This window comes from Pseudomonas sp. BJP69 (assembly GCF_007633355.1).
Classification (GTDB): domain Bacteria; phylum Pseudomonadota; class Gammaproteobacteria; order Pseudomonadales; family Pseudomonadaceae; genus Aquipseudomonas; species Aquipseudomonas juntendi.
In genome coordinates this window covers 5,423,994-5,445,865 of the sequence record NZ_CP041933.1, presented here as the reverse complement: position 1 = coordinate 5,445,865, position 21,872 = coordinate 5,423,994, and the positions used below count along the sequence as shown (strand labels likewise).

Annotated in this window: 21 protein-coding genes; 8 read left to right on the top strand and 13 right to left on the bottom strand. The window is 63.5% G+C overall.

The window, feature by feature from the left end:
• Window positions 1-2 precede the first annotated feature (2 nt).
• From FPB55_RS25380 to FPB55_RS25370, 3 genes are all read left to right on the top strand, one after another.
• Window positions 3-1,151, top strand: a complete 1,149-nt coding sequence (locus FPB55_RS25380; protein WP_125854434.1) for an FAD-dependent oxidoreductase — start codon at window positions 3-5, stop codon at window positions 1,149-1,151.
• 187 nt (window positions 1,152-1,338) lie between these two features.
• Complete coding sequence (locus FPB55_RS25375; RefSeq protein ID WP_009684519.1) at window positions 1,339-1,644, top strand: HU family DNA-binding protein; 306 nt, start codon at window positions 1,339-1,341, stop codon at window positions 1,642-1,644.
• A gap of 146 nt (window positions 1,645-1,790) precedes the next feature.
• Window positions 1,791-2,168: an SCP2 sterol-binding domain-containing protein gene (locus tag FPB55_RS25370; RefSeq protein WP_115295122.1), complete on the top strand. Its 378-nt coding sequence runs from the start codon at window positions 1,791-1,793 to the stop codon at window positions 2,166-2,168.
• A 31-nt stretch (window positions 2,169-2,199) separates the two neighbouring features.
• On the opposite strand, the gene FPB55_RS25365 is transcribed toward FPB55_RS25370, so the two are convergent.
• From FPB55_RS25365 to exbB, 6 genes are all read right to left on the bottom strand, one after another.
• Window positions 2,200-3,603 (bottom strand): aminoacyl-tRNA deacylase and HDOD domain-containing protein, encoded by a 1,404-nt coding sequence (locus FPB55_RS25365; protein WP_009684521.1) that lies wholly within the window; start codon window positions 3,601-3,603, stop codon window positions 2,200-2,202.
• A 78-nt stretch (window positions 3,604-3,681) separates the two neighbouring features.
• Window positions 3,682-5,760 (bottom strand): ATP-dependent DNA helicase RecG, encoded by a 2,079-nt coding sequence (recG, locus tag FPB55_RS25360; RefSeq protein ID WP_009684522.1) that lies wholly within the window; start codon window positions 5,758-5,760, stop codon window positions 3,682-3,684.
• Window positions 5,761-5,763: 3 nt separating this feature from the next.
• Window positions 5,764-6,690 carry a hydrogen peroxide-inducible genes activator gene (locus FPB55_RS25355; protein ID WP_009684523.1) on the bottom strand — a complete coding sequence of 309 codons (927 nt, stop codon included), beginning with the start codon at window positions 6,688-6,690 and terminating at the stop codon, window positions 5,764-5,766.
• Between the two features lie 94 nt (window positions 6,691-6,784).
• Window positions 6,785-7,516 carry an energy transducer TonB gene (locus FPB55_RS25350; protein WP_033690730.1) on the bottom strand — a complete coding sequence of 244 codons (732 nt, stop codon included), beginning with the start codon at window positions 7,514-7,516 and terminating at the stop codon, window positions 6,785-6,787.
• Window positions 7,513-7,941, bottom strand: a complete 429-nt coding sequence (gene exbD, locus FPB55_RS25345; RefSeq protein ID WP_009684525.1) for a TonB system transport protein ExbD — start codon at window positions 7,939-7,941, stop codon at window positions 7,513-7,515. Before exbD ends, FPB55_RS25350 begins: the two co-directional genes overlap by 4 nt.
• A 3-nt stretch (window positions 7,942-7,944) precedes the next feature.
• Complete coding sequence (gene exbB / locus FPB55_RS25340) at window positions 7,945-8,910, bottom strand: tonB-system energizer ExbB (RefSeq protein ID WP_009684526.1); 966 nt, start codon at window positions 8,908-8,910, stop codon at window positions 7,945-7,947.
• A 191-nt stretch (window positions 8,911-9,101) separates the two neighbouring features.
• On the opposite strand from exbB, the gene FPB55_RS25335 reads away from it, so the two are divergent.
• On the top strand, window positions 9,102-9,959 hold the full coding sequence (locus tag FPB55_RS25335) for an SDR family oxidoreductase (RefSeq protein WP_144189522.1): 858 nt from the start codon (window positions 9,102-9,104) through the stop codon (window positions 9,957-9,959).
• Between the two features lie 142 nt (window positions 9,960-10,101).
• Here the strand turns inward: FPB55_RS25335 and FPB55_RS25330 are convergent, their stop codons facing one another.
• The 5 genes from FPB55_RS25330 to FPB55_RS25310 form a co-directional block, all read right to left on the bottom strand.
• Window positions 10,102-10,833: a hypothetical protein gene (locus FPB55_RS25330; RefSeq protein ID WP_009684530.1), complete on the bottom strand. Its 732-nt coding sequence runs from the start codon at window positions 10,831-10,833 to the stop codon at window positions 10,102-10,104.
• A 58-nt stretch (window positions 10,834-10,891) separates the two neighbouring features.
• Window positions 10,892-11,272: a RidA family protein gene (locus FPB55_RS25325; protein ID WP_009684531.1), complete on the bottom strand. Its 381-nt coding sequence runs from the start codon at window positions 11,270-11,272 to the stop codon at window positions 10,892-10,894.
• A gap of 23 nt (window positions 11,273-11,295) precedes the next feature.
• On the bottom strand, window positions 11,296-13,404 hold the full coding sequence (spoT, locus tag FPB55_RS25320) for a bifunctional GTP diphosphokinase/guanosine-3',5'-bis pyrophosphate 3'-pyrophosphohydrolase (RefSeq protein ID WP_009684532.1): 2,109 nt from the start codon (window positions 13,402-13,404) through the stop codon (window positions 11,296-11,298).
• Window positions 13,405-13,463: 59 nt separating this feature from the next.
• Complete coding sequence (gene rpoZ / locus FPB55_RS25315; RefSeq protein WP_003253383.1) at window positions 13,464-13,727, bottom strand: DNA-directed RNA polymerase subunit omega; 264 nt, start codon at window positions 13,725-13,727, stop codon at window positions 13,464-13,466.
• 205 nt (window positions 13,728-13,932) lie between these two features.
• Window positions 13,933-14,805 carry a LysR family transcriptional regulator gene (locus tag FPB55_RS25310; protein ID WP_009684533.1) on the bottom strand — a complete coding sequence of 291 codons (873 nt, stop codon included), beginning with the start codon at window positions 14,803-14,805 and terminating at the stop codon, window positions 13,933-13,935.
• A gap of 207 nt (window positions 14,806-15,012) precedes the next feature.
• On the opposite strand from FPB55_RS25310, the gene FPB55_RS25305 reads away from it, so the two are divergent.
• The 3 genes from FPB55_RS25305 (at window position 15,013) to FPB55_RS25295 (ending at window position 18,794) form a co-directional block, all read left to right on the top strand.
• Entirely contained in the window at window positions 15,013-16,395 is a 1,383-nt protein-coding gene (locus FPB55_RS25305) for a glutamine synthetase family protein (protein WP_009684534.1), read from the top strand.
• A gap of 4 nt (window positions 16,396-16,399) precedes the next feature.
• Window positions 16,400-17,173: a gamma-glutamyl-gamma-aminobutyrate hydrolase family protein gene (locus FPB55_RS25300; protein WP_047149775.1), complete on the top strand. Its 774-nt coding sequence runs from the start codon at window positions 16,400-16,402 to the stop codon at window positions 17,171-17,173.
• A gap of 79 nt (window positions 17,174-17,252) precedes the next feature.
• Window positions 17,253-18,794: an APC family permease gene (locus FPB55_RS25295; RefSeq protein ID WP_047149774.1), complete on the top strand. Its 1,542-nt coding sequence runs from the start codon at window positions 17,253-17,255 to the stop codon at window positions 18,792-18,794.
• A 468-nt stretch (window positions 18,795-19,262) separates the two neighbouring features.
• On the opposite strand, the gene gmk is transcribed toward FPB55_RS25295, so the two are convergent.
• Together gmk and FPB55_RS25285 are read right to left on the bottom strand one after the other, a co-directional pair.
• On the bottom strand, window positions 19,263-19,883 hold the full coding sequence (gmk, locus tag FPB55_RS25290) for a guanylate kinase (RefSeq protein ID WP_009681989.1): 621 nt from the start codon (window positions 19,881-19,883) through the stop codon (window positions 19,263-19,265).
• A gap of 13 nt (window positions 19,884-19,896) precedes the next feature.
• A complete protein-coding gene (locus FPB55_RS25285) occupies window positions 19,897-20,760 on the bottom strand; it encodes a YicC/YloC family endoribonuclease (RefSeq protein ID WP_009681990.1) in 864 nt (287 codons plus the stop codon).
• A 205-nt stretch (window positions 20,761-20,965) separates the two neighbouring features.
• On the opposite strand from FPB55_RS25285, the gene rph reads away from it, so the two are divergent.
• Window positions 20,966-21,688, top strand: coding sequence for a ribonuclease PH (gene rph, locus FPB55_RS25280; RefSeq protein ID WP_009681991.1), 723 nt, complete (start codon window positions 20,966-20,968; stop codon window positions 21,686-21,688).
• Window positions 21,689-21,872 lie beyond the last annotated feature (184 nt).

Here is a 21,872-nt window from a genome sequence, read left to right as displayed (position 1 = left end):
ACATGACGTCCCCTGTGGTAATCATCGGTACCGGCCTGGCAGGCTACAACCTGGCCCGCGAATTTCGCAAGCTCGATGCGCATACGCCGTTGCTGCTGATCACCGCCGATGACGGTCGTTCCTACTCCAAGCCCATGCTTTCCATGGGCTATGCCAAGCACAAGGGCGCCGCTGACCTGTGCATGGCCGAAGCCGGTGCCATGGCCGAGCAGCTGAACGCCGAAATCCGCACCCATACCCGTATCAGCGGCATCGACCCTGGGCACAAACGCCTGTGGATCGGCGAAGAGGCCGTGGCATACCGCGACCTGGTGCTGGCGTGGGGTGCGCAGACCGTGCAGGTGCCGGTTGAAGGCGATGCCAGCCACCTGGTGTTCCCCATCAACGACCTGGAGGACTACGCACGCTTTCGTGCTGCCGCCGCCGGCAAGCAACGCGTGCTGATTCTCGGCGCTGGCCTGATCGGCTGCGAGTTTGCCAACGACATGAGCCTGGGGGGCTTTCAGGTAGACGTGGTAGCGCCATGCGAACAGGTCATGCCGACCCTGTTGCATCCGGCCGCTGCCGGCGCGGTACAACGTGGGTTGCAAGACCTGGGCGTACGCTTTCACCTTGGGCCTGTTCTGACCCGCTTGCAGCAGGCGCCCCACGGTCTGGAGGCGCACCTGTCGGATGGCAGCGTGGTTGGCTGTGACCTGGTCGTTTCGGCCATTGGCCTGCGCCCGCGTACCGACCTGGCTGCCGCGGCCGGGTTGCAGGTCAACCGTGGCGTCAGCGTGGACCGTGAGCTGCGAACCTCCCACGCCAATATCTTCGCCCTCGGGGATTGTGCCGAGGTAGACGGCATCAACCTGTTGTACGTGATGCCACTGATGAGTTGTGCACGGGCACTGGCCCAAACCCTGGCCGGCAAGCCCACGGCAGTTGCCTACGGGCCAATGCCGATCACGGTGAAAACCCCGGCCTGCCCGCTGGTGGTTTCGCCACCGCCACAGGGGCGAGAAGGCACTTGGCAGGTCGAAGGGCAGGGCAATGACCTGAAGGTGCTGTGCATTGATGCGGGTGGCGGGCTGCTGGGTTACGCCCTGACCGGGGCTGCGGTCACGGAAAAGCTGGCGCTGAACCGCCAGCTACCTGCAGTTATGGCGTAATTGCCCGGCGTTCTGTCTGGTTTGTCCTGTTGTTGCCTGCACAATGGCCGCTCAGATACTGGCGCGGCCCCGAACCACGTGCCATTCTCACTCCCGTCTGCCGCAGGTTAGAGCCTGCGGTGCCTTGAGCGCTGCTCCTGAAGGCAGCACGGCATAACAACAAGAATTCCGTCAAAGAGGCTTTACTATGCGCAAACCAGAACTCGCCGCCGTCATCGCTGAAAAAGCTGACCTGACCAAAGAAAAGGCTAATCAAGTGCTGAACGCGATTCTCGACAGCATCACGGGCGCCCTGGACAAGGACACCGTGACCCTGGTTGGTTTCGGCACTTTCGAAAAACGCCACCGCGGCGCGCGTACCGGCAAAAACCCGCAAACCGGCCAGCCGGTCAAGATCAAAGCCAGCAATACCGTGGCTTTCAAGCCCGGCAAGAACCTCAGGGACAGCGTCAATACGCCGGCCGCGCCGAGCAAGGCCAGCAAGAAAAAGTAACTGTGCACTGAGGATGCGTTGATCCCGAACGGGCGCCAGATGGCGCCCGTTGTGCTTTACACCCGGTAATTGCTGCGAACTTGCATAAAAAGGTCATTAGGAGGATAAACTGCGCAACTTAGTCACTTTTCCATCGAGGCGTGTCGATGAAGTTCCGCTTTCTTCTCTGGGCCATGGGGCTGCTGATGGCCCGGGCCAGCCGCAATAATCCGGCATTCCAGCAGCAGCTCAAAGGCAAGGACCTGGTGTTCCAGATGCAGACCCTGGACGGCAAGGTCGCCCGGCACTTTATCGTCAGCAACGAGCGGGTCAGCAGCAAAAGCGGGTCGTACTCACAGCCAGCCTTTGCCATTGCCTTCAAGGATGCCGCCTATGGCTTTGCCACCTTGCAGGCAAGCAACAAGCAGTTGGCGTTCATGCAGGGCATTCAGGACAAGAAAATCCAGATCAAGGGCAATCCGGCGTTGGTGATGTGGTTTCAGGGGTTGATGAAGTACCTGAAGCCGAAGAAGAAGCAGGGCTGAAATGTTTGGGGCCGCCAAGCGGCCCCGGGCTTCAATGTGGTGCGTTGAACTGCGAAGCCAGCTCCCGCAGCAAGCTCTCGGCCTCCAGCACTTTGTTCACCACATCCTCGGCCTTTTCCCGGGCAATGCCCAAACGCTCCAGCAGTTCGTCAGGAATCTCCTCCAGCGGCCCCGAGCCAATCCCCCGCGAGCGCAGCAGGCGTGTGGCCAGGCATACCAGGTTGGGGAATTCCGAAAACTCGCCATCGTAGGCCGGGTCGTGCTGGAAACGCAGCGCGGCCGAGAGCTCTACCGGCATGTCCCACAGTTTCATCAACCAGGCACCAATCTGCTCGCGGCTGATGCCCAGCAGGTGTTGTTCCACATAGGTGTGGTTCAGGTGAGGGTTGACCTCCAGGTGGCGACAAATCAGCGAGAAGTGCGGCGGGAAAACGTGTGCCAGCAGCAGGTAACCGAAGTTGTGCAACAGCCCGGCCAGGTAGGTCAGGCCTGCTTCAGGGCGCTCTGCCCGCGGCATGGCTCGGGTAAGGCCCTCGATGATGGCGGCGGTGTAGATCGACTGCTGCCAGTACGGGGTGGCCTGCTGAGGGTTGTCCTTGGGCAGGCTCAGGGTCTTGCCCAGGGCCAGGCCGAGGGCAAGGTTGATCACCAGGTCGAAGCCCAGCACGCGGACGATGGCGTCTTCCACCGAGCGGATCTTGCCCGGCGAGGCGTAGTAGGGTGATGCCGCCCAGCTGACTACCTGGGCGGCCAGGGCCGGGTCGGTTTCTACTACCCCAGTGATATCGTCGATGCTGGCGTTGGGGTCTACCCGCAGTTTGATGATTTTCTGCGCAGTATCGGCCAGCGGCGGGATTTCGATGGTTTCTTCCAGGCGCTTCTGGATGCGCCGGGCAGTGAAGGCTTGCACGGCATTGGTGATTTCGCGGGTATCGTCGTTGGGGCGGTCGAGGTTGGGGCTGATCGCCCCGACTTCCTGGCCAAAGCTGCTGGCGCTGGCCTTGAGCAACATGCGCTTGAAGTGCGCGCGCTCTATTTCCAGCAACAGGCCGGCTTCACCCGAATTGATGTACACCAGGTCGACGTCCAGCAGGCTTTTTTCGTACTGGCACGGTGAGCTGGTGAGCGCCGGGATGCCCGGCAGCGCCTTGAGCTGGTGTTTGTCGAGCATTTGCTTGAGGCGTGGCACCGACACGGCGGTGAGCTTGCGCCCGGTCAGTTCGGCCAGGCGGTTCAGGTCCAGCAGCTGGCTCTGCGGGAACAGCACCATCATGGCGCCCACCTCGTCGTCCAGCAGCACGGCCTGTACCCGCGAGGCTGCGGGCAGGTGCGGATGTTCGACCACCTCGCGGTAGGCTACGCCGAGTTTCTCGAGCAGCAGCCTGATGACGGAAGGCGTGTGTGGGGTTGCGGTGTCCAGGGCAACTTCAGTCATGGTCCGTATCCACTGATTCTTTTAAACGCGAAGTATAACCACCCTGGGCGCAAATCTGGATCCATTATGGGACAGGCGTCACACCTGACCATATTGCTGGCCATGACGCAGCCAACGGTCCAGCAGCGGGCTGACGTGCTCCGGCCAGCGTGCGATCAGGGCCTGGGCGGCATCGCGTACCGCTGGCAACAGGTCGGCGTCGCGCATCAGGTCGGCGACCTTGAATTGCAGCAGGCCGGTCTGGCGGGTACCCAGCATTTCGCCCGGGCCGCGTAGCGCAAGGTCTTTTTCGGCGATGATGAAGCCGTCGTTGGTTTCGCGCATGATGCCCAGGCGCTCGCGGCCGATCTGCGACAGCGGCGGGTGGTACAGCAGCACGCAATGGCTGACGGCGCTGCCGCGGCCCACCCGGCCACGCAACTGGTGCAGCTGGGCCAGGCCGAGGCGCTCGGGGTTTTCGATGATCATCAGGCTGGCATTGGGCACGTCCACGCCCACCTCAATGACGGTGGTGGCGACCAGCAACTGCAGGTTGCCGGCCTTGAACTCGGCCATGATCTCGGCCTTTTCCGCCGGCTTCATGCGGCCGTGGATCAGCCCGACCCGCAGTTCACCCAAGGCGCTGCCCAGCTCCTCGTAAGTGCTTTCGGCTGCTTGGCAGGTCAGTTCCTCGGACTCTTCGATCAGCGTGCACACCCAGTACGCCTGGCGCCCTTCAGCGCAGGCGGCGCGTACCCGTTCGACCACTTCGAAACGCCGGCTGTCGGCCACCAGCACGGTGTTCACCGGCGTGCGCCCAGGCGGCAGCTCGTCGAGCACCGAGGTGTCCAGGTCGGCGTAGGCACTCATGGCCAGGGTGCGCGGAATGGGGGTAGCGGTCATGATCAGCTGGTGTGGGCACAGCTCGCCGGCTACGCCTTTCTTGCGCAGCGCCAGGCGTTGCTGCACGCCGAAACGGTGCTGTTCGTCGATGATGGCCAAAGCCAGGTGCTTGAACTTCACCTCGTCCTGGAACAGGGCGTGGGTGCCGACCACCATCGGGGCGCCATTGGCGATCTGCTCGAGCGACGCCGCCCGCGCCTTGCCCTTGAGTTTGCCGGCCAGCCAGGCCACCTCCAGACCCAAAGGCTCCAGCCAGCGCTTGAAGGTGATGTAGTGCTGTTCGGCAAGGATCTCGGTGGGGGCCATCAATGCCACCTGATAACCAGCCTCCAGGGCCTGCAACGCGGCCAGCGCGGCGACCACGGTCTTGCCGGCACCCACGTCGCCTTGCACCAGGCGCATCATCGGCTCGTGCTGGCTGAGGTCGTAGGCAATTTCGTTGGCGACGCGCTGCTGCGCGCCGGTCGGCTGGAAGCCCAAATTGGCCAGGTATTGCGCCGGCAGCCGGGTGGCCTTGGGCAACACTGGCGCACGCAGGCTGCGCAGGCTCTCGCGCAGGCGCTGTTGCGACAGCTGGTGGGTGAGCAGCTCTTCGAATGCCAGGCGGTGCTGAGCCCAGTGGTGGCCCAGGGCCAACTCCTCGACGTCGGCGTCGGCGGGCGGGTTGTGCAGGTAGCGGATGGCGTCATCCAGCGGCGCCAGCTGGTAGTCGCGGGCCAGTTCGTCGGGCAGCCAGTCGGGCAGGCTGCGCGGGCCGAGCAGGCTCAGGCTCTGTTGGCACAGTTGGCGCAGGCGTTGCTGGGTGAGGCCCTCGGTAGACGGGTAGATCGGGGTGAGGGTTTGGTCGACCGGCGGTGGCGGTTCGTCACCGTTCAATGCGCGGTACTCCGGGTGGTAGATCTCCAGCCCGGAAGCGCCCGGGCGAGCTTCGCCGTAGCAGCGCAGGTGGGTGCCGCGCTTGAGTCCTTCCTTTTGCGCGTTGCTGAAATGGTAGAAGCGCAAGCTCAACACGCCACTGCCGTCACCCAGGCGTACCACCAGGCTGCGACGCTTGCCCATGGTCACGTCGGCACCGCTGACCACCCCCTCGATCACCGCGTCCTGGCCTGGGCGCAGCTGGCCGATCGGAACCACGCGGGTGCGGTCCTGATAGCGCAGGGGCAGGTGGAACAGCACGTCCTGCAAGTTTTCCAGGCCGACCTTGGCGAGCTTTTCGGCCATGGCCTCGCCAACACCCTTGAGCACGGTGACCGGGACGTTCGACAGCTCCGTCATGACTCAGGCCGTTTGTTCTGCAGGGGCCTTGGCTACCGAGCACAGGCGGATCGAGTCGGCGAGGATCTCGATGGCCTTTGGCCGTGGGAAGCTGGCGCGCCAGGCGATGGCCACGGTGCGGAACGGTGCCGGGGCGGTCAGCGGGCGGACTTCGATGACCCCAGGCGCGTAGTGGTGGCTGTGCACCGCCGACAGCGGCAGGATAGACACGCCAAGGCCGGACGCTACCATGTGGCGGATGGTTTCCAGCGAGCTGGATTCGACCGTGGTGTGCCGCGACCCTTCACCCCCCTTGTTCAGGGTAGGGCAGGCTTCCAGCACCTGGTCACGGAAGCAGTGACCTTCACCCAGCAGCAACAGGCTCTTGTCGTTGAGCATGGCGGTGTCGATGGTCTTTTTGGCCGTCCATGGGTGGTCGGCAGGCATCAGCGCGCAGAACGGTTCGTCGTAGAGGGGCAGGGTGAGCACATCGGCTTCATTGAACGGCAGGGCGATGATCACCGCGTCCAGCTCGCCATTGCGCAGCTTCTCGCGCAGCACATGGGTGAAGTTTTCTTCGATGTACAGCGGCATCTGCGGTGCCACGCGGTGCAGTTGCGGGATCAGGTGCGGGAACAGGTAGGGGCCCACGGTGTAGATGGCACCGACCTTGAGCGGCGCAGTCAGCTGGTTCTTGCCAGCCTGGGCCAGTTCGCGAATGCCCTGGGCCTGCTCCAGTACCTTTTGTGCCTGGGCAACGATGCTCTCGCCGACGGGGGTCAGGCGGACCGCGCTTTTGCTGCGTTCGAAGATCAGAACGCCAAGCTCATCCTCAAGCTTCTTCACACCGACCGACAGGGTCGGCTGGCTCACGTGGCAGCGCTCGGCGGCATGGCCGAAGTGCTGTTCCTGGGCGAGTGTGACGATGTAGCGTAGTTCTGTGAGGGTCATAACGTGCGTCCATGAAGTTGCGGCCCCAGCATAGCGGCTGCAATCGATAGACGCACGTTATCAGACTTGCCGATTTGTGACAGAAACAAAAGTCTTAGCGGCGATCCAGCGAGTAGACGAAGGGCGCCACGACTTCGATGGTGCCATTGTTCAACAACTCGGGTGGCGGCTTTGGCACTTTGCCGGCGCGGCGGATCATTTCCATGGTCGCGCGGTCCAGCGCGGCACTGCCCGACCCACCGGCCATCGAATACGACACCACCTTGCCCTCGGCGTCGACCACGAAGCGCAGGCGGTTGATGCCTTGCAGGCCACGGCGGCGCGCGTCTTCCGGGTACCGTTTGTACTTGGCCAGGTGGCGCAGCAGGTCACTCTGCCAGGTCGGCAGGGCGTTGCTGTTGGACGCGATGCTCGGGGCCGGTGCCGCGGACTTCTGCGGTGGCGTATTGCTCGGCGGCGCGTCGACGGTCTGCTCGGTCGGCGGTGCCTCCTTCGGCGGCTCAGGCTTCTTCTCAGGCTTGGGCGGCTGGGGCTTGGCCTTCGGCTTGGGCGGCTTGGGGATGGCGATCTTCGGCTTGGGTGCCTCCACCAGCTTCGGCAAAGGTGGTTCCTCTACCGGTGCAGGTGGCTGCGGCGCCGCTTTCGGGGGCGGCGGTGGCGCGGGTTCCGGCAGCGGTGCCAGTTCGACCATCATGGCTGCTGGCGGCAACTCGATGGCCTGGGGCACAGACCAGTTGAGCGTCAGCAGCACGGCGACCACGTGCACGCCCAGCACGATCGCCAGGCTGCCAGCGTAGCGCGCCATGTTTGAGCGCGGTTTTGTCATTTCTTGGCTGCCGTCTCGAGACCTACCAGGCCGACTTTCAGGTAGCCGGCCGAGCGCATGTTGTTCATCACTTCCATCAGGTCACCGTAATCCACGCCTTTGTCGGCCTGGAAGAAGATGGTGGTTTCCTTGTCACCCTTGGTCTTGGCGTCTAGCATCGGGCCAAGCTGGTCGGGTGCCGGGACCTGATCGTCGCCGACGTACAGCTTCTGGTCTGCCTTGACGCTGACGAACACCGGCTTCTCGGGCCTCGGCGCCGGTTTGGCGGTCGAGGCCGGCAGGTCGACCTTGATATCGACTGTGGCCAGCGGGGCGGCAACCATGAAGATGATCAGCAGTACCAGCATTACGTCGATGAACGGCGTAACGTTGATTTCGTGGTTTTCGGCGAGGTCGTCGCCACCTTCGTTGAGATGCAGGCCCATGGCTTACCCCACTTTCACCATGTGCGGGGCGGCGCGCTCGCTGCCTTGGTGGTCCAGATCGCGGCTGACCAGCAGCAGTACCTGGGCGGAAGCATCGGACACCTGAGCCTTGTAGCCGGCAATGGAACGGGCGAAGACGTTGTAGATGACCACGGCCGGGATTGCCGCGACCAGGCCCAGGGCGGTGGCCAGCAGGGCTTCGGCGATACCCGGGGCGACCACGGCCAGGTTGGTGGTCTGGGTCTTGGCGATACCGATGAAGCTGTTCATGATGCCCCAGACGGTGCCGAACAGGCCGACGAACGGGGCGGTGGAACCAATGGTGGCGAGTACGCCGGTGCCGCTGCTCATGTTACGGCCGCTGGCATGCACCAGGCGCTCCAGGCGGAAGCTGACGCGTTCCTTGATACCCTCTTTCTCGCGGGCATTGGCCGACAGGCGCATCTCTTCAAGGGCGTCGTGCACCAGGGTATGGGCCAGCGTGCCTTCCTTGCTGGAGACTTCGCTGGCATCTTTCAGCGTGGTGGCCTTCTTCAGCTGGGCGATTTCGCCACGCAGGCGGCGTTTGGCGCCCATCAGCTCGAAGCCTTTGGCGATCCAGATGGTCCAAGTGATGATGGAGGCGATAGCCAGGCCGATCATGACGATCTTCACCACGATGTCGGCGTTCTTGTACATGCCCCATGGGGACAGGTCGTGGGCCATGCCCAGCGAGGTATCTTCAACCAGGGCTTCGACGCTTGGGTCTGCTGCAGCTGGTGCACCGGCAGTGGCGCTGGTGGCGGGTGCTTCGCCAGCCGGGGCGGTGCTCGGGGCAGCAGCGGCAGTGGCGGCGGCCGGCGTGGTGGTATTGGCGGTTGGCTCATCGGCCATGGCTGCCGGGGCCAGCACCAGGCTGAGCGTCAGCGCGGCGATGGCGCGCCAGGCGCGCGACTGGGTTGGCGAAGCGGAGGGTTTAGTACGTGTCATGCTGGCCGGACCTGATGAAGAGAAAAGACGAACGTTCTCCAAGGCCTCGAGGCGGGCCGAGAACAACTTGGTCGCCATTATTGCAAGTAATTCTTGTTAACAAAAGTAATATTGTAGCTTTTTTCGCCTATGGTCTAGCCATCCATCGTGTAGCGTGGTTGGGTTGATCAGTTGGTCCAGGGAGTTTTGTGATGTCAGACCTTTCCGTGATGGTGGTGGGTTGTGGTGATGTAGGCGGGCGCTTGGCCCGGCAGATGCTGGCACGTGGCTGGCAGGTCAGCGGTCTGCGCCGTTCGGTGGGGCAATTGCCTGCGGGGGTTCACCCGGTGGCTGCGGACTTGGCCGAGCCCTCGCTGCCAGCCGCATGGCCACGGGGTACGCTGGACTACCTGGTGTACTGCGTGGCGGCCAGCCAGCATGACGAGGCGGGTTACCGGGCGGCCTATGTCGACGGTTTACGCCATGTGCTGGCCTGGCTGGCCGAGCGTGGCCAACGGCCGCGCCGCTTGCTGTTCGTGTCAAGCAGTAGCGTGTATGCGCAGAAGGACGGCGAGTGGGTTGAGGAAGGGTCGGCGACCGAGCCCGAGGGGTATTCGGGGCGGGTGATGCTGGAAGCGGAGCGCTTGGCCCTTGGCAGCGGCATACCGGCGAGTGTGGTGCGCCTCACTGGCATCTACGGCCCCGGCCGCGAGTGGCTGCTGAGCCAGGTACGCCAAGGCTATCGGGTGGCTGAGCAGCCGCCGCTGTACGGCAACCGTATTCATGCCGAAGATGCTGCCAGCTTGCTGGCGTTTCTGCTGCAGGAAGATGCTGATGGCAAGGCGTTGGACGACTGTTACCTCGGCGTTGACGATGATCCGGCACCGTTGGCCGATGTGGTGACCTGGTTGCGGGCCTACCTGGGGGTTACCGAATGGTCAGATGAACAGCGCGTGCGGCGTACCGGTAGCAAGCGCTGCAGCAACGCACGGGTGAGGGCGTTGGGCTGGGCGCCGGTGTATCCGAGTTACAAGGAAGGCTACGCAGCCATCCTGGCGGCAAAAGCCTGACCACACCCTTGACGCGACTTCTGTAGGCGCGGCCTGGCGTTGCGATTGGGCTGCAACGCAGCCCTGGCAATCCACGCGCCGACGCTGATGCCCTGGTGCCGTGTTGCGGCCCTGTCGCGAAACAAGGCCGCTGCTGCAGGCTTCAGTTTTTTTCCAGCAACCACTGGCGCTTGCCCGCTGCCAGTTGGGGCATGTCATCAGCCTGGGCACGGTTCACCGCCTGGAAGATCTCCAGCTTGTCGCCGTCACGCTTGATGATGAAAGGCGCACCCCGTTGGTTGCGCTCCAGCCACAGGCTGTCGTTGCTGCCGCCCATGGTGGCGCAGTCGCCGGCCAGGCACAGGGCGAAACGGTCTGGCCCAGGCAAGCCAGTGACGTTGCCGGTATCGCTGAAGCGCACTTTTCCGCCTTGGCCCTGGCCTTCGAGAATGGTCCATTCACCGCCCAGATACGCTTGGTACAGGGCTTTTTCAAAGCTGCTGCCCAGCGAGGCGTTGGCGGTGGCAGAGGGTTGTACGCGGACAAAAGCCTGCTTTGCGCCGCTCTGGTCTGTGGTCAGCAGTTCGTCACCGTCCAGCGCAAGCTGCTCGGTCTGGCCACCGTCAAAGTTGGCCTGCAATTGCTTGTCGAGCGTGACCAGCTGGCCGTCCGCCGCTTCGAAGCCATTGCTGTAGCTGGCCTGCTGGTTGGCGACGTCGAGCTTCCACTCGAATACCGGACCATTTTCATTGAGGGCCTGGCGCAGGCTGTCGCCCTTTACCGCGGCCTTGATCGCAGCCTGGTTGATCCAGGTGCCGTTGAAATCTTCGGGTTTGTGGCTGGCGCAGCCGCTCAGGAGCAGGGCTGCCAGCGCGAGGGGCAGTGCGTGACGCATGTCGGGAAACCTTGCGCAGGAGAGGGGGCGACGGGCAGGGTGCCCGTCGCCCAAGGCATCATTCGATGACCAGGATGGCGTCCATTTCGACCTGGGCGCCTTTTGGCAGCGCGGCAACGCCAATCGCGGCGCGGGCTGGGTAAGGCTGTTCGAAGTAGCGGCCCATCACCTCGTTGACCTTGGCGAAGTGGCTCAGGTCAGTCAGGAAGATGTTCAGCTTGACGATGTCCTTGAACGAACCGCCGGCAGCCTCAGCCACGGCCTTGAGGTTCTCGAATACCTGCACGGTCTGGGCTTCGAAGCCTTCGACCAGCTCCATGGTCTTCGGGTCCAGCGGGATCTGGCCGGACATGTACACGGTATTGCCGGCCTTGATCGCCTGCGAGTAGGTACCGATAGCGGCGGGGGCCTTGTCGCTGTTGATGACGGTCTTGCTCATGATGACTCCTTGCGGTTGGCGGACTACGTACGCATGCGGGTGATGCGGACCACACCGGTCAAGGTACGCAGCTTCTTGATCACACGGGCCAGGTGCACGCGATCGTGTACGCTGACCACCAGTTGGACCACGCTGATACGGCCGTCGCGCTCGTCCATGCTGATTTTCTCGATATTGCCGTCGGCCGCGTTGACGCTGCTGGCAAGCAGGGCAATCAGGCCGCGCTGGTGCTCCAGTTCGACCCGCAGTTCGACATTGAACTCGCCGGTGATGTCCTTGGCCCAGGAAAGCTGCACGCATTTTTCCGGGTTGTGGCGGATTTCACTGATGTTGCGGCAGTTCTCCAGGTGCACGACCATGCCCTTGCCTGCCGACAGGTGGCCGACGATCGGGTCGCCCGGGATGGGTGTACAGCACTTGGCATAACTCAGTACCAGCCCCTCGGTACCGCGGATCGCCAGCGGCCCTTCCGGTGCGGGCAACTGTTCGCCTTCGGCTGACAGCAGGCGGCGCGCAACCACATATGCCATGCGGTTGCCCAGGCCGATATCTTCGAGCAGGTCTTCGATCAGTTCCAGGCGGTACTCCGCCAGGATCGCCTGGATACGTTCCTGAGGGATCTTCTCCAGGCTGCTGTCGAAGCCGGTCAGCACCTTGTTCAGCAGGCGTTCGCCCAGGCTGATGGATTCGGACCGGCGCTGCTGCTTGAGCGCGTGGCGGATGTGCGTGCGCGCCTTGCCGGTAACCACGAAGTTGAGCCAGGCCGGGTTTGGCCGGGCGCCCGGGGCGCTGACGATTTCCACCGTGGACCCGCTCTGCAGCGGTTCGGACAACGGCGCCAGGCGGCGATTGATACGGCAGGCGATGCAACTGTTGCCGACGTCGGTGTGTACCGCGTAAGCGAAGTCGACGGCCGTCGAGCCTTTGGGCAGCTCCATGATGCGGCCCTTGGGCGTGAACACGTAGACCTCGTCCGGGAACAGGTCGATCTTCACGCTTTCGATGAACTCCAGCGAGTTGCCAGCACGCTGCTGCAGCTCGAGGATGCCTTTGACCCACTGGCGGGCACGTGCGTGGCTGCCCTTGGGTTGCTCGTCGTCGTTGGACTTGTACAGCCAATGCGCCGCGATGCCGTTGTTGGCCATCTCTTCCATCTCGCGGGTGCGGATCTGGATTTCGATGGGCACGCCATGCATACCGAACAGCGTGGTGTGCAACGACTGGTAACCGTTGGCCTTGGGGATCGCGATGTAGTCCTTGAAGCGGCCGGGCAGCGGTTTGTACAGGTTATGCACGGCGCCGAGCACACGGTAGCAGGTATCGACTTTGTCAACGATGACGCGGAAGGCGTACACGTCCATGATCTCGTTGAAGGCGCGGCGCTTGCCGCGCATCTTCTTGTAGATGCCATAGAGGTGCTTCTGCCGGCCGCTGATTTCGCCTTCGATGCCATCGGCAGCCAGGCAGTTGGCCAGCGAGTGCTCGATCTTGGCGACGATTTCCTTGCGGTTGCCACGAGCGCTTTTCACCGCACGGTGAATCAGCGACGAGCGCATGGGGTGCATGGCCTTGAAGCCGAGGTCTTCGAACTCCACGCGCACCGTATGCATGCCCAGGCGATTGGCGATGGGGGCGTAGATTTCGAGGGTTTCCTTGGCGATGCGCCGGCGCTTTTCACCGGACAGCACTTCAAGGGTGCGCATGTTGTGCAGGCGGTCAGCCAGCTTGACCAGGATCACGCGGATATCGCGCGCCATGGCCATGGCCATTTTCTGAAAGTTTTCAGCCTGCGCCTCGGCCTTGGTTTCGAAGTTCATCTGGGTCAGCTTGCTGACCCCGTCAACCAGCTCGGCCACGGTCTCGCCAAATTGCTGGCTGAGGGCTTCCTTGGCGATACCGGTGTCTTCGATCACATCGTGCAGCATGGCCGCCATCAGGCTTTGATGGTCCATGTGCATGTCGGCGAGGATGCTGGCCACGGCCAGCGGGTGGGTCACGTAGGGCTCGCCGCTGCGGCGGCGCTGCCCGTCGTGGGCTTGTTCGGCGTAGAAATAGGCGCGCCGGACCAGGTTGACCTGTTCAGGGCCAAGATAGGTCGACAGCCGTTCGGCCAAGGCTTCTATACCCGGCATGGGTTTACCTCCTGCCGAGGAAGAGGGCCTTGCGCCGTGCGACGTCGACCTGGCATCAATCAGACAGCCTCGTTGTTCTCGTCCTCGAACGCGGCGAACACCGGATCCTCGGTGACGATCTCTTCAGCGGCGATGAATTCGTTGGTGACGATGCCTTCGGCGATTTCACGCAGGGCAACGACGGTAGGCTTGTCGTTTTCCCACGCTACGCGTGGTTCCTTGCCGCCGGTCGCCAGCTGGCGAGCGCGCTTGGTCGAGAGCATGACCAGCTCAAAGCGGTTATCCACGTGTTCCAGGCAGTCTTCAACAGTTACGCGGGCCATGGTCTTCCTCAGTAGCAAATGCGGTGGGCGTGCAGCCCAATAGTGGGCAGGCGGACTCGATAGTATAAAAATTCACCAGCCAATAGGGAAGCGCTGTTTTGCCGAGCAGCGTCATCCCCAAGCCTGCCACCGCACCCTGCAGGCGCGGTTTCAGCCGCGAAAGGGCCGAAACAGACACCCTCGACGCATGAGCCTGACGATAACCTCAGAGCATCGCGCCGCGCAACCTCGGGGTCAGCTCTTCGAACAAGGTCTGCACCGAGCGCAGCGCCCGGCAGTCCGGGCGGGTCAGCAGCCACAGCTGGGTGTCGCAGCCGGCCAGCGGCCCGCTGAGCGCATCGACGCCGGGCAGCGCATGCACCATGTAGTCCGGCAGCGCCGCCACGCCCAACCCGGCGGTCACCAACTGAGCGATGGTCGACATGCTGCTGCACTGGTAGCGCGGGCTCAACCCAGGGTGCTGCTGGTTGCGCCAGACCACCGTGGGGTGGTCCTGCATGGAGTCGTCAGGGGCGATCCACGGGGTGCTGGCAGGCGATTCGGCCAGCCGCTCGCGCCACTGCGGCTGGCCGCAGATGACATAGGACGTCGAGCCCAGGTTGCGGCCCACCAGGTGTTCAGGCGGTGTATTGGTCAGGCGCAGGGCAATGTCGGCGTCGCGCCGGCTGAGGTTGGCGAAGGTGTTGGAGGTGCCCATTTCCAGCGACAGCGCCGGGTAGTTGGGCATGAACTCGGCCAGCGCCGGCAGCAGCAGGCTGTGCATGACCGCCTCGGTACAGGTCAGGCGCACCGTGCCGCTGACCACTTGCTCGCCACTGGTCATGGCAATGCGCGCGGCCTCCAGCGCCTGCTCGGCACGCTCGGCCTGCTCGGCCAGGGCCTGGGCAGTATCGGTTGGCAGGTAGCCTTTGCGGCTTTTCACGAACAGCGCAGTACCGAGGGCCGATTCCAGCCGGCGTATCGAGCGGAAGACCGTCGATACGTCAACTTTGAGCAACTCGGCGGCCTTCGCCAGCGAGCGGCCACGCTCCAGTGCCAGGACCAGAGTGAGGTCGGCGTGGGTGATCTGATATTGCATTGGTGCACGCTCTGCTTGCCGAATTGCCAATGTCTGTTGCATCAGGGCCATTTTATAGTGAAACCGCCCCCCGGAATCAATGCGCCCGGTCGGGTCAACAATCCCCACGATGGGAAGTGAAAAGAACAACAGCTGCAACCATCGTCGCCCATGAGGCGCCAGCCGTACCCCCCCACATCGCCGCAGCAAATCAAAGGATGTACAGCCATGACGTCGGTCACCCCGTGCGCCAGTTCTTCCAGCGAGATGAAAGACTTCCTCCAGGCCCATCCGGACACGCAGTACGTCGACCTGCTGATCTCCGACATGAACGGCGTGGTACGCGGCAAGCGCATCGAGCGAGCCAGCCTGCACAAGGTGTACGAAAAGGGCATCAACCTGCCGGCGTCGCTGTTCGCCCTGGACATCAACGGCTCCACCGTGGAAAGCACCGGCCTTGGCCTGGACATCGGCGATGCCGACCGTATCTGCTTCCCGATCCCTGGCACGTTATCGGATGAGCCGTGGCAGAAGCGCCCCACAGCCCAGTTGCTGATGACCATGCACGAACTGGATGGCCAGCCGTTTTTCGCCGACCCGCGGGAAGTGCTGCGCCAGGTGGTCAGCAAGTTCGACGACCTGGGCCTGGCCATCTGTGCCGCCTTCGAGCTTGAGTTCTACCTGATCGACCAGGATAACCTCAATGGCCGCCCGCAGCCGCCGCGCTCGCCGATTTCCGGCAAGCGCCCGCAATCGACCCAGGTGTACCTGATCGACGACCTCGACGAATATGCAGACTGCCTGCAGGACATGCTCGAAGCCGCCAAGGAGCAGGGGCTGCCGGCGGACGCCATCGTCAAGGAAAGTGCCCCGGCGCAGTTCGAGGTCAACCTGCACCACGTTGCCGACCCGCTGAAAGCCTGCGACTACGCGATCTTGCTGAAACGGCTGATCAAGAACGTGGCCTACGACCATGAAATGGACACCACCTTCATGGCCAAGCCCTACCCAGGCCAGGCAGGCAACGGCCTGCACGTGCACATCTCGCTGCTGGACAAGAAAACCGGCAAGAACATCTTCGCCAGTGACGACCCGCTGCAGAGCGATACCCTGCGTCACGCCATTGGTGGGGTGCTGGAGACGATGCCGGCATCGATGGCTTTCCTGTGCCCGAACATCAACTCCTACCGCCGCTTCGGCGCCCAGTTCTACGTGCCCAATGCGCCGAGCTGGGGCCTGGACAACCGTACGGTAGCCGTCCGCGTGCCCACCGACAGCAGCGACAACGTGCGCCTTGAGCACCGCGTGGCCGGCGCCGACGCCAACCCGTACCTGATGCTGGCGGCCATCCTGGCCGGCGTGCATCACGGCCTCACCAACCAGGTCGAACCCCAGGCGCCGATCGAAGGCAACTCCTACGAGCAACTCGAACAGAGCCTGCCGAACAACCTGCGCGATGCCTTGCGTGCGTTGGACGACAGTGAGGTGCTCAACCAATACATCAGCCCGGACTACATCGATATCTTCGTGGCCTGCAAGGAAAGCGAACTGGCCGAGTTCGAAGTGTCGATTTCCGACCTCGAGTACAACTGGTACCTGCACACGGTGTAAGCCCATGAGCGCAACTGCGGTCCCCTTGATCGGTGTCAGCGCCTGCCGCCAGCAGGTGGGGAAGAACTCGTCGCACACGGTTGGCGACAAGTATGTCGAGGCGGCCGCGTTTGCCGGCCTGCCGCTGATTCTGCCGGCCCGTGACGGTGGCAGCGACACGCAAGCGTTGCTGGCCTGCCTGCACGGCATTGTTTTTACGGGCTCGCCTTCAAATATCGAACCGCATCATTACAATGGCGCCCCCAGTGCCGCGGGCACCCTTCATGACCTGGCGCGTGACCGGCTGACCTTGCCGCTGCTGCAGGCGGCGATCGCCGCCGGTGTGCCGGTGTTGTGCATTTGCCGTGGTTATCAGGAACTGAACGTGGCCCTGGGGGGCAGCCTGCACCAGCGTGTGCAAGAGCTGCCTGGCTACCTGGACCATCGCGAGCCCGAGGGCGCGCCCCTGGAGGTGCAGTACGGCCTTCGGCACCCGGTGTTCGTAGAGCCTGGTGGCTTGTTCGAGCGCCTGGGGCTGGCAGCGCAGTTCGAGGTCAACTCGCTGCACAGCCAGGGCATCGAGCGCCTGGCTTCGTGCCTGCGGGTCGAAGCGCGGGCCCCGGACGGCCTCATCGAAGCGGTGTCCATGCCCGGTGCGCCGGGCTTCGTCCTTGGCGTGCAGTGGCACCCAGAGTGGCGGTTCAGCGAAAACCCGGTCTCGCTGCGCCTGTTTCAGGCGTTTCGCGAGGCCTGCATTGCCTATGCAGCACGGGAGGGCGCACGGCTGACGCGCCCCTGACAGCAAGCTTTCAATGAGTGAAAGCGGGCCTTGTGCGCAAGGCCTGTAAGAACAATTCCAAAACTTACGGCAAATACTCATGAGCAATTACACCGAAGCCGCCCGCCCACCCGACGTGGCGGCCGAAGCGGGCAACAATCAGCGCAGCAAAGGCCTGGCCAAGGGTCGCCTGGGCTTGCTGGCCAGCGTGGTACTGGGCATCTCCACCATCGCCCCGGTCTATACCCTCACCGGCGCACTGGGCCCTACCGTGCGTGAGGTAGGAGCACACCTGCCAGCCGTGTTCATCGTCGGCTTCCTGCCAATGCTGCTGGTAGCCTTGGGTTACCGTGAACTGAACTCGGCAGAGCCGGACAGCGGCACCTCCTTTACCTGGTCGGCGCGCGCCTTCGGGCCGATGATCGGCTGGATCGGGGGGTGGGGGCTGGTGGTTGCCACCACCATCGTGCTGTCCAACCTGGCGGGGGTGGCGGTCGACTTCTTCTACCTGTTCCTCGGCCAGATCACCGGCAGGCACGCGCTGGCGGGGCTGGCCGACAACCTGTTGATCAACATCGTCACCTGTTGTGTGTTCATCGCCCTGGCGGTGTGGATCTGCTGCCGGGGCATGGCCACCACCATGACCGTGCAGTATGGCCTGGTGGCCCTGCAATTGCTGGTGTTGGTCGGCTTCGCTTTCGCCGCGTTCGGCGGCACCACCGCGCCACCGCCGATGGCGTTCGACCTGGCCTGGTTCAACCCATTCGGCGTGGAGTCGTTCTCGGCCTTTGCCGCGGGCTTGTCTCTGTCGATCTTTATCTTCTGGGGTTGGGATACCTGCCTGACCGTCAGCGAAGAGTCGGTTGGCAGTGAAGAGGTGCCGGGCAAGGCTGCCACCTTGACCGTCATGCTGATCCTCGGCCTGTACCTGTTCACTGCCATTGCCACCCTGCAGTTTGCCGGCATTAGCGAAACCGGCCTGGGGCTCAACAACCCGCGCATCCAGGAGAACGTGTTTGCCCACCTGGCCGGCCCGGTGATGGGGCCGCTGGCGATCCTGATGTCCATTGCCGTGCTGGCCAGTACCGCAGCCTCGTTGCAATCGACCTTCGTGGCGCCGGCGCGCACGCTGCTGGCCATGGGTTATTACGGCGCAGTACCGCCGAAGTTCGCCAGTGTTTGCCCACGCTCGCAGACCCCACGCTACGCCACCATTTGTGCAGGTGTGGCGGCGGGCCTGTTCTACGTGACCATGCGTACGCTGAGCGAGAACGTGTTGGCCGATACCATCACTGCGCTGGGCATGATGATCTGTTTCTACTATTCGCTGACGGCGTTTGCCTGCGTCTGGTATTTCCGCGGCAGCCTGTTCAGCAGCGTGCGCCACTTCTTCATGCGTGGCATGTGCCCGCTGGTGGGTGGGGTGATTCTGTCGGTGATCTTCGCGCGTACCGCCATCGACAGCGCGTCGCCGGACTTCGGCAGCGGTTCGCATGTCGGCGGGGTGGGGCTGGTGTTCGTGATTGCCGCGATCATCTCGGTGCTGGGCATCGGGCTGATGATGCTGTCACGCCTGCGTGCGCCGGCGTATTTCCTGGGGGCTACCCTGCGCCAGCAGGCTACCCTGCCTTTGCAGGAATAAAGCAAGGGGCCGCGATGCGGCCCAATCGCCGGCAAGCCAGCTCCCACGGGGATCGCATCAGGGCTGACAGGTGTTTGCCACAAGGTATGCAGCGCCTGTTAGAGCGAGCGCCGCCCGCGCGGCGCAATCGCGAGCTGCGCTCGCTCCTACGTTTGTTTCGGGCCAATTATTCCTGTGGGATTTGCGCGCGAACGCCTTGGCGCATGCCTCAATATCGCCGTACAAACAAGGCGGCCGCGCGCGCCTGTCACAGGCGTTACTGGCCCGAAACAAACGTAGGAGCGAGCGCAGCTCGCGATTGCGCCGCGCGGGCGGCGCTCGATCTCACAGGCGCTGAAGATGCTCCGGCTACCCTTGCCAGGAACCATAGAATCTCCCACATGATCTCCACAGTTCTCAGCTAATGTGAGGCACCTGTGGGAGCTGGCTTGCCGGCGATTGGGCTGCAAGGCAGCCCCGTGCGGTCTCTCAGGAGAGCAATTCTTTCAGCAGCCCACTGTTGCGTTGCTGTTGCTTCCTCAACACCAGGCGGTTGGCGCGGAACACTGCTTTCAAGTCTTCCAGCGCTGCATTGAAATCATCATTGATGATCACGTAGTCGTACTCGTCGTAGTGCACCATCTCGCTGACCGCTTCTTTCATGCGCCCATCGATGATCTCTTCGCTGTCCTGCCCGCGCCCGTCCAGGCGCTGGCGCAGCGCCTGCTGGCTCGGTGGCAGGATGAATACCGACAACGCATCGGGCATCACCCGGCGAACCTGCTGGGCGCCTTGCCAGTCGATTTCCAGAATCAGGTCATAGCCCTCGTCCAGGGTTTGCTGCAGTGCACTGCGCGACGTGCCGTAGAAATTGCCGAACACTTCGGCATGCTCCAGGAAGTCACCCTGTGCGATCAGCGCCTTGAATTCCTCGTGCACGACGAAGTGGTAGTTCACCCCGTGCTGCTCGCCCGGGCGCATGGCGCGGGTGGTGTGCGAGACCGAGACGCGGATCTGCCGGTCTTCCTTGATCAGGGCGTTGACCAGGCTGGTCTTGCCGGCGCCGGAAGGGGCCGAGACGATGTAGAGGGTGCCGCTGTTGTGGTTCATGGTTGGGGTGGCCTTACTCGATGTTCTGTACTTGTTCACGCATCTGTTCGATCAATACCTTCAGGTTGACCGCCGCCTGCGTGCTGCGTGGGTCGAAGGCCTTGGAGCCAAGGGTGTTGGCCTCGCGGTTGAGCTCCTGCATCAGGAAGTCCAGGCGCCGGCCGGCGGCGCCGCCCCCCTTGAGCACACGGCGTACTTCGGTAACGTGGGTGCTGAGGCGGTCGAGTTCCTCGGCCACGTCGCTTTTCTGGGCCAGCAGCACCATTTCCTGCTCGAGGCGCTGTGGGTCGAGCTCTGCCTGCATGTCGCCGAAGCGGTCGAGGATTTTCTGCCGCTGCGCCGCGAGCATCTGCGGCACCAGTGCGCGCAGCGTCGTGACTTCACCGGCCATGCTGTCCAGGCGCTCGTTGATCAGGCGCGCCAGTTCCTGGCCTTCGCGCTGGCGCCCGGCCTTGAGTTCGGCCAGGGCTTCGTCGAACAGCGCCATGGCTTCGGCGTTGAGTGCCTGCGGGTCACTGGTATCGGCTACCAGCACGCCGGGCCACGACAGCACTTCCAGCGGGTTGAGCGGGGCTGGCTGCCTGATCAGCCCGGCCACTTCTTCGGCGGCGGCGACCAGTTGTGCGGCGCGCTCGCGGTCGACCTTCAGCGGCTTGCCGGTGCTGTCTTCATTCAGGCGCAAGGTGCATTCCACCTTGCCCCGTGACAGCCCTTGGCGCAGGCCTTCACGCACGCCGCCTTCGAGGTCGCGCAGGGCCTCGGGCAGGCGCAGGTGCGGCTCCAGGTAACGGTGGTTGACCGAACGCAGCTCCCAGACCAGGGTGCCTTGGCTGCCGGCGCGCTCGACACGCGCAAAAGCGGTCATGCTATGCACCATGGGGAGTACCTCGCTTGGATAAGTGAACGGCGCAGGATTGTAGCGCAGTGGGGGCGTGGCGCCCAATCGGCCTATGTTACCGGTAGGTGGTGGTCGGGGTAGGAAAAGGCGACGGGCCGTCTGCGCGCGACAATAGGCATGTCCTCACCGGGCTTGCGGCTCTATAATGCTCGCCAGATTCAAAGTCCCAGTACAGGTATCCCAGATGAAACGTCCAAGTGGTCGCGCCGCCGATCAGCTCCGCTCGATCCGCATCACCCGCAACTACACCAAGCACGCCGAAGGGTCGGTACTGGTCGAGTTCGGTGACACCAAGGTCATCTGCACGGTCAGCGTGGAAAACGGTGTGCCGCGCTTCCTGAAAGGCCAGGGCCAGGGTTGGCTGACCGCCGAGTACGGCATGTTGCCGCGTTCCACCGGTGAGCGTAACCAGCGTGAAGCCAGCCGCGGCAAACAGGGTGGCCGCACCCTGGAAATCCAGCGCCTTATCGGGCGCTCTCTGCGTGCCGCACTGGACATGAGCAAGCTGGGCGACATCACCCTGTACGTCGACTGCGACGTGATCCAGGCCGATGGCGGTACCCGTACCGCGTCCATCACCGGTGCCATGGTTGCCCTGTGCGACGCCCTGGCAGTAATCAAGAAGCGCGGTGGCCTCAAGGGCGGTAACCCGCTCAAGCACATGATCGCTGCCGTTTCGGTCGGCATGTACCAGGGCGAAGCGGTGCTCGACCTGGACTACCTGGAAGATTCCGCTGCCGAAACCGACCTGAACGTGGTCATGACCAGCGCGGGCGGCTTCATCGAAGTGCAGGGCACTGCCGAAGGTGCGCCGTTCCAGCCGGAAGATTTCAACGCCATGCTCGCCCTGGCGCAGAAAGGCATGACCGAAATCTTCGAGCTGCAGCAGGCGGCGCTGGCCGATTGAGACCAGCCGGAGAGGTGCAGATGTTCTGCCACCTCTCCGCGCTGCTGGGCCCGCTGATCTGGCGGCCGATCACAAAGATTTTCTGTGGCCCCGTTCGCGGGCACGCCCGCTCCCACAGGGATCGCGGCGCTTTCACTGGTAGCGCCGTACCTGTGGGAGCGGGCGTGCCCTCGAACGGGGCTGC

Bases quoted from the DNA above. Each gene is read 5' to 3' on its own strand.
- rph (WP_009681991.1), top strand. From the start codon at position 20,966: ATGAAACGTCCAAGTGGTCGCGCCGCCGATCAGCTCCGCTCGATCCGC.
- FPB55_RS25305 (WP_009684534.1), top strand. From the start codon at position 15,013: ATGACGTCGGTCACCCCGTGCGCCAGTTCTTCCAGCGAGATGAAAGAC.
- FPB55_RS25375 (WP_009684519.1), top strand. From the start codon at position 1,339: ATGCGCAAACCAGAACTCGCCGCCGTCATCGCTGAAAAAGCTGACCTG.
- rpoZ (WP_003253383.1), bottom strand. From the start codon at position 13,727: ATGGCCCGCGTAACTGTTGAAGACTGCCTGGAACACGTGGATAACCGC.
- exbD (WP_009684525.1), bottom strand. From the start codon at position 7,941: ATGGGCCTGCATCTCAACGAAGGTGGCGACGACCTCGCCGAAAACCAC.
- FPB55_RS25380 (WP_125854434.1), top strand. From the start codon at position 3: ATGACGTCCCCTGTGGTAATCATCGGTACCGGCCTGGCAGGCTACAAC.
- FPB55_RS25370 (WP_115295122.1), top strand. From the start codon at position 1,791: ATGAAGTTCCGCTTTCTTCTCTGGGCCATGGGGCTGCTGATGGCCCGG.
- recG (WP_009684522.1), bottom strand. From the start codon at position 5,760: ATGACGGAGCTGTCGAACGTCCCGGTCACCGTGCTCAAGGGTGTTGGC.
- FPB55_RS25285 (WP_009681990.1), bottom strand. From the start codon at position 20,760: ATGGTGCATAGCATGACCGCTTTTGCGCGTGTCGAGCGCGCCGGCAGC.
- FPB55_RS25350 (WP_033690730.1), bottom strand. From the start codon at position 7,516: ATGACAAAACCGCGCTCAAACATGGCGCGCTACGCTGGCAGCCTGGCG.
- FPB55_RS25325 (WP_009684531.1), bottom strand. From the start codon at position 11,272: ATGAGCAAGACCGTCATCAACAGCGACAAGGCCCCCGCCGCTATCGGT.
- FPB55_RS25300 (WP_047149775.1), top strand. From the start codon at position 16,400: ATGAGCGCAACTGCGGTCCCCTTGATCGGTGTCAGCGCCTGCCGCCAG.
- FPB55_RS25310 (WP_009684533.1), bottom strand. From the start codon at position 14,805: ATGCAATATCAGATCACCCACGCCGACCTCACTCTGGTCCTGGCACTG.
- FPB55_RS25365 (WP_009684521.1), bottom strand. From the start codon at position 3,603: ATGACTGAAGTTGCCCTGGACACCGCAACCCCACACACGCCTTCCGTC.
- FPB55_RS25330 (WP_009684530.1), bottom strand. From the start codon at position 10,833: ATGCGTCACGCACTGCCCCTCGCGCTGGCAGCCCTGCTCCTGAGCGGC.
- exbB (WP_009684526.1), bottom strand. From the start codon at position 8,910: ATGACACGTACTAAACCCTCCGCTTCGCCAACCCAGTCGCGCGCCTGG.
- FPB55_RS25355 (WP_009684523.1), bottom strand. From the start codon at position 6,690: ATGACCCTCACAGAACTACGCTACATCGTCACACTCGCCCAGGAACAG.
- gmk (WP_009681989.1), bottom strand. From the start codon at position 19,883: ATGAACCACAACAGCGGCACCCTCTACATCGTCTCGGCCCCTTCCGGC.
- FPB55_RS25335 (WP_144189522.1), top strand. From the start codon at position 9,102: ATGTCAGACCTTTCCGTGATGGTGGTGGGTTGTGGTGATGTAGGCGGG.
- spoT (WP_009684532.1), bottom strand. From the start codon at position 13,404: ATGCCGGGTATAGAAGCCTTGGCCGAACGGCTGTCGACCTATCTTGGC.
- FPB55_RS25295 (WP_047149774.1), top strand. From the start codon at position 17,253: ATGAGCAATTACACCGAAGCCGCCCGCCCACCCGACGTGGCGGCCGAA.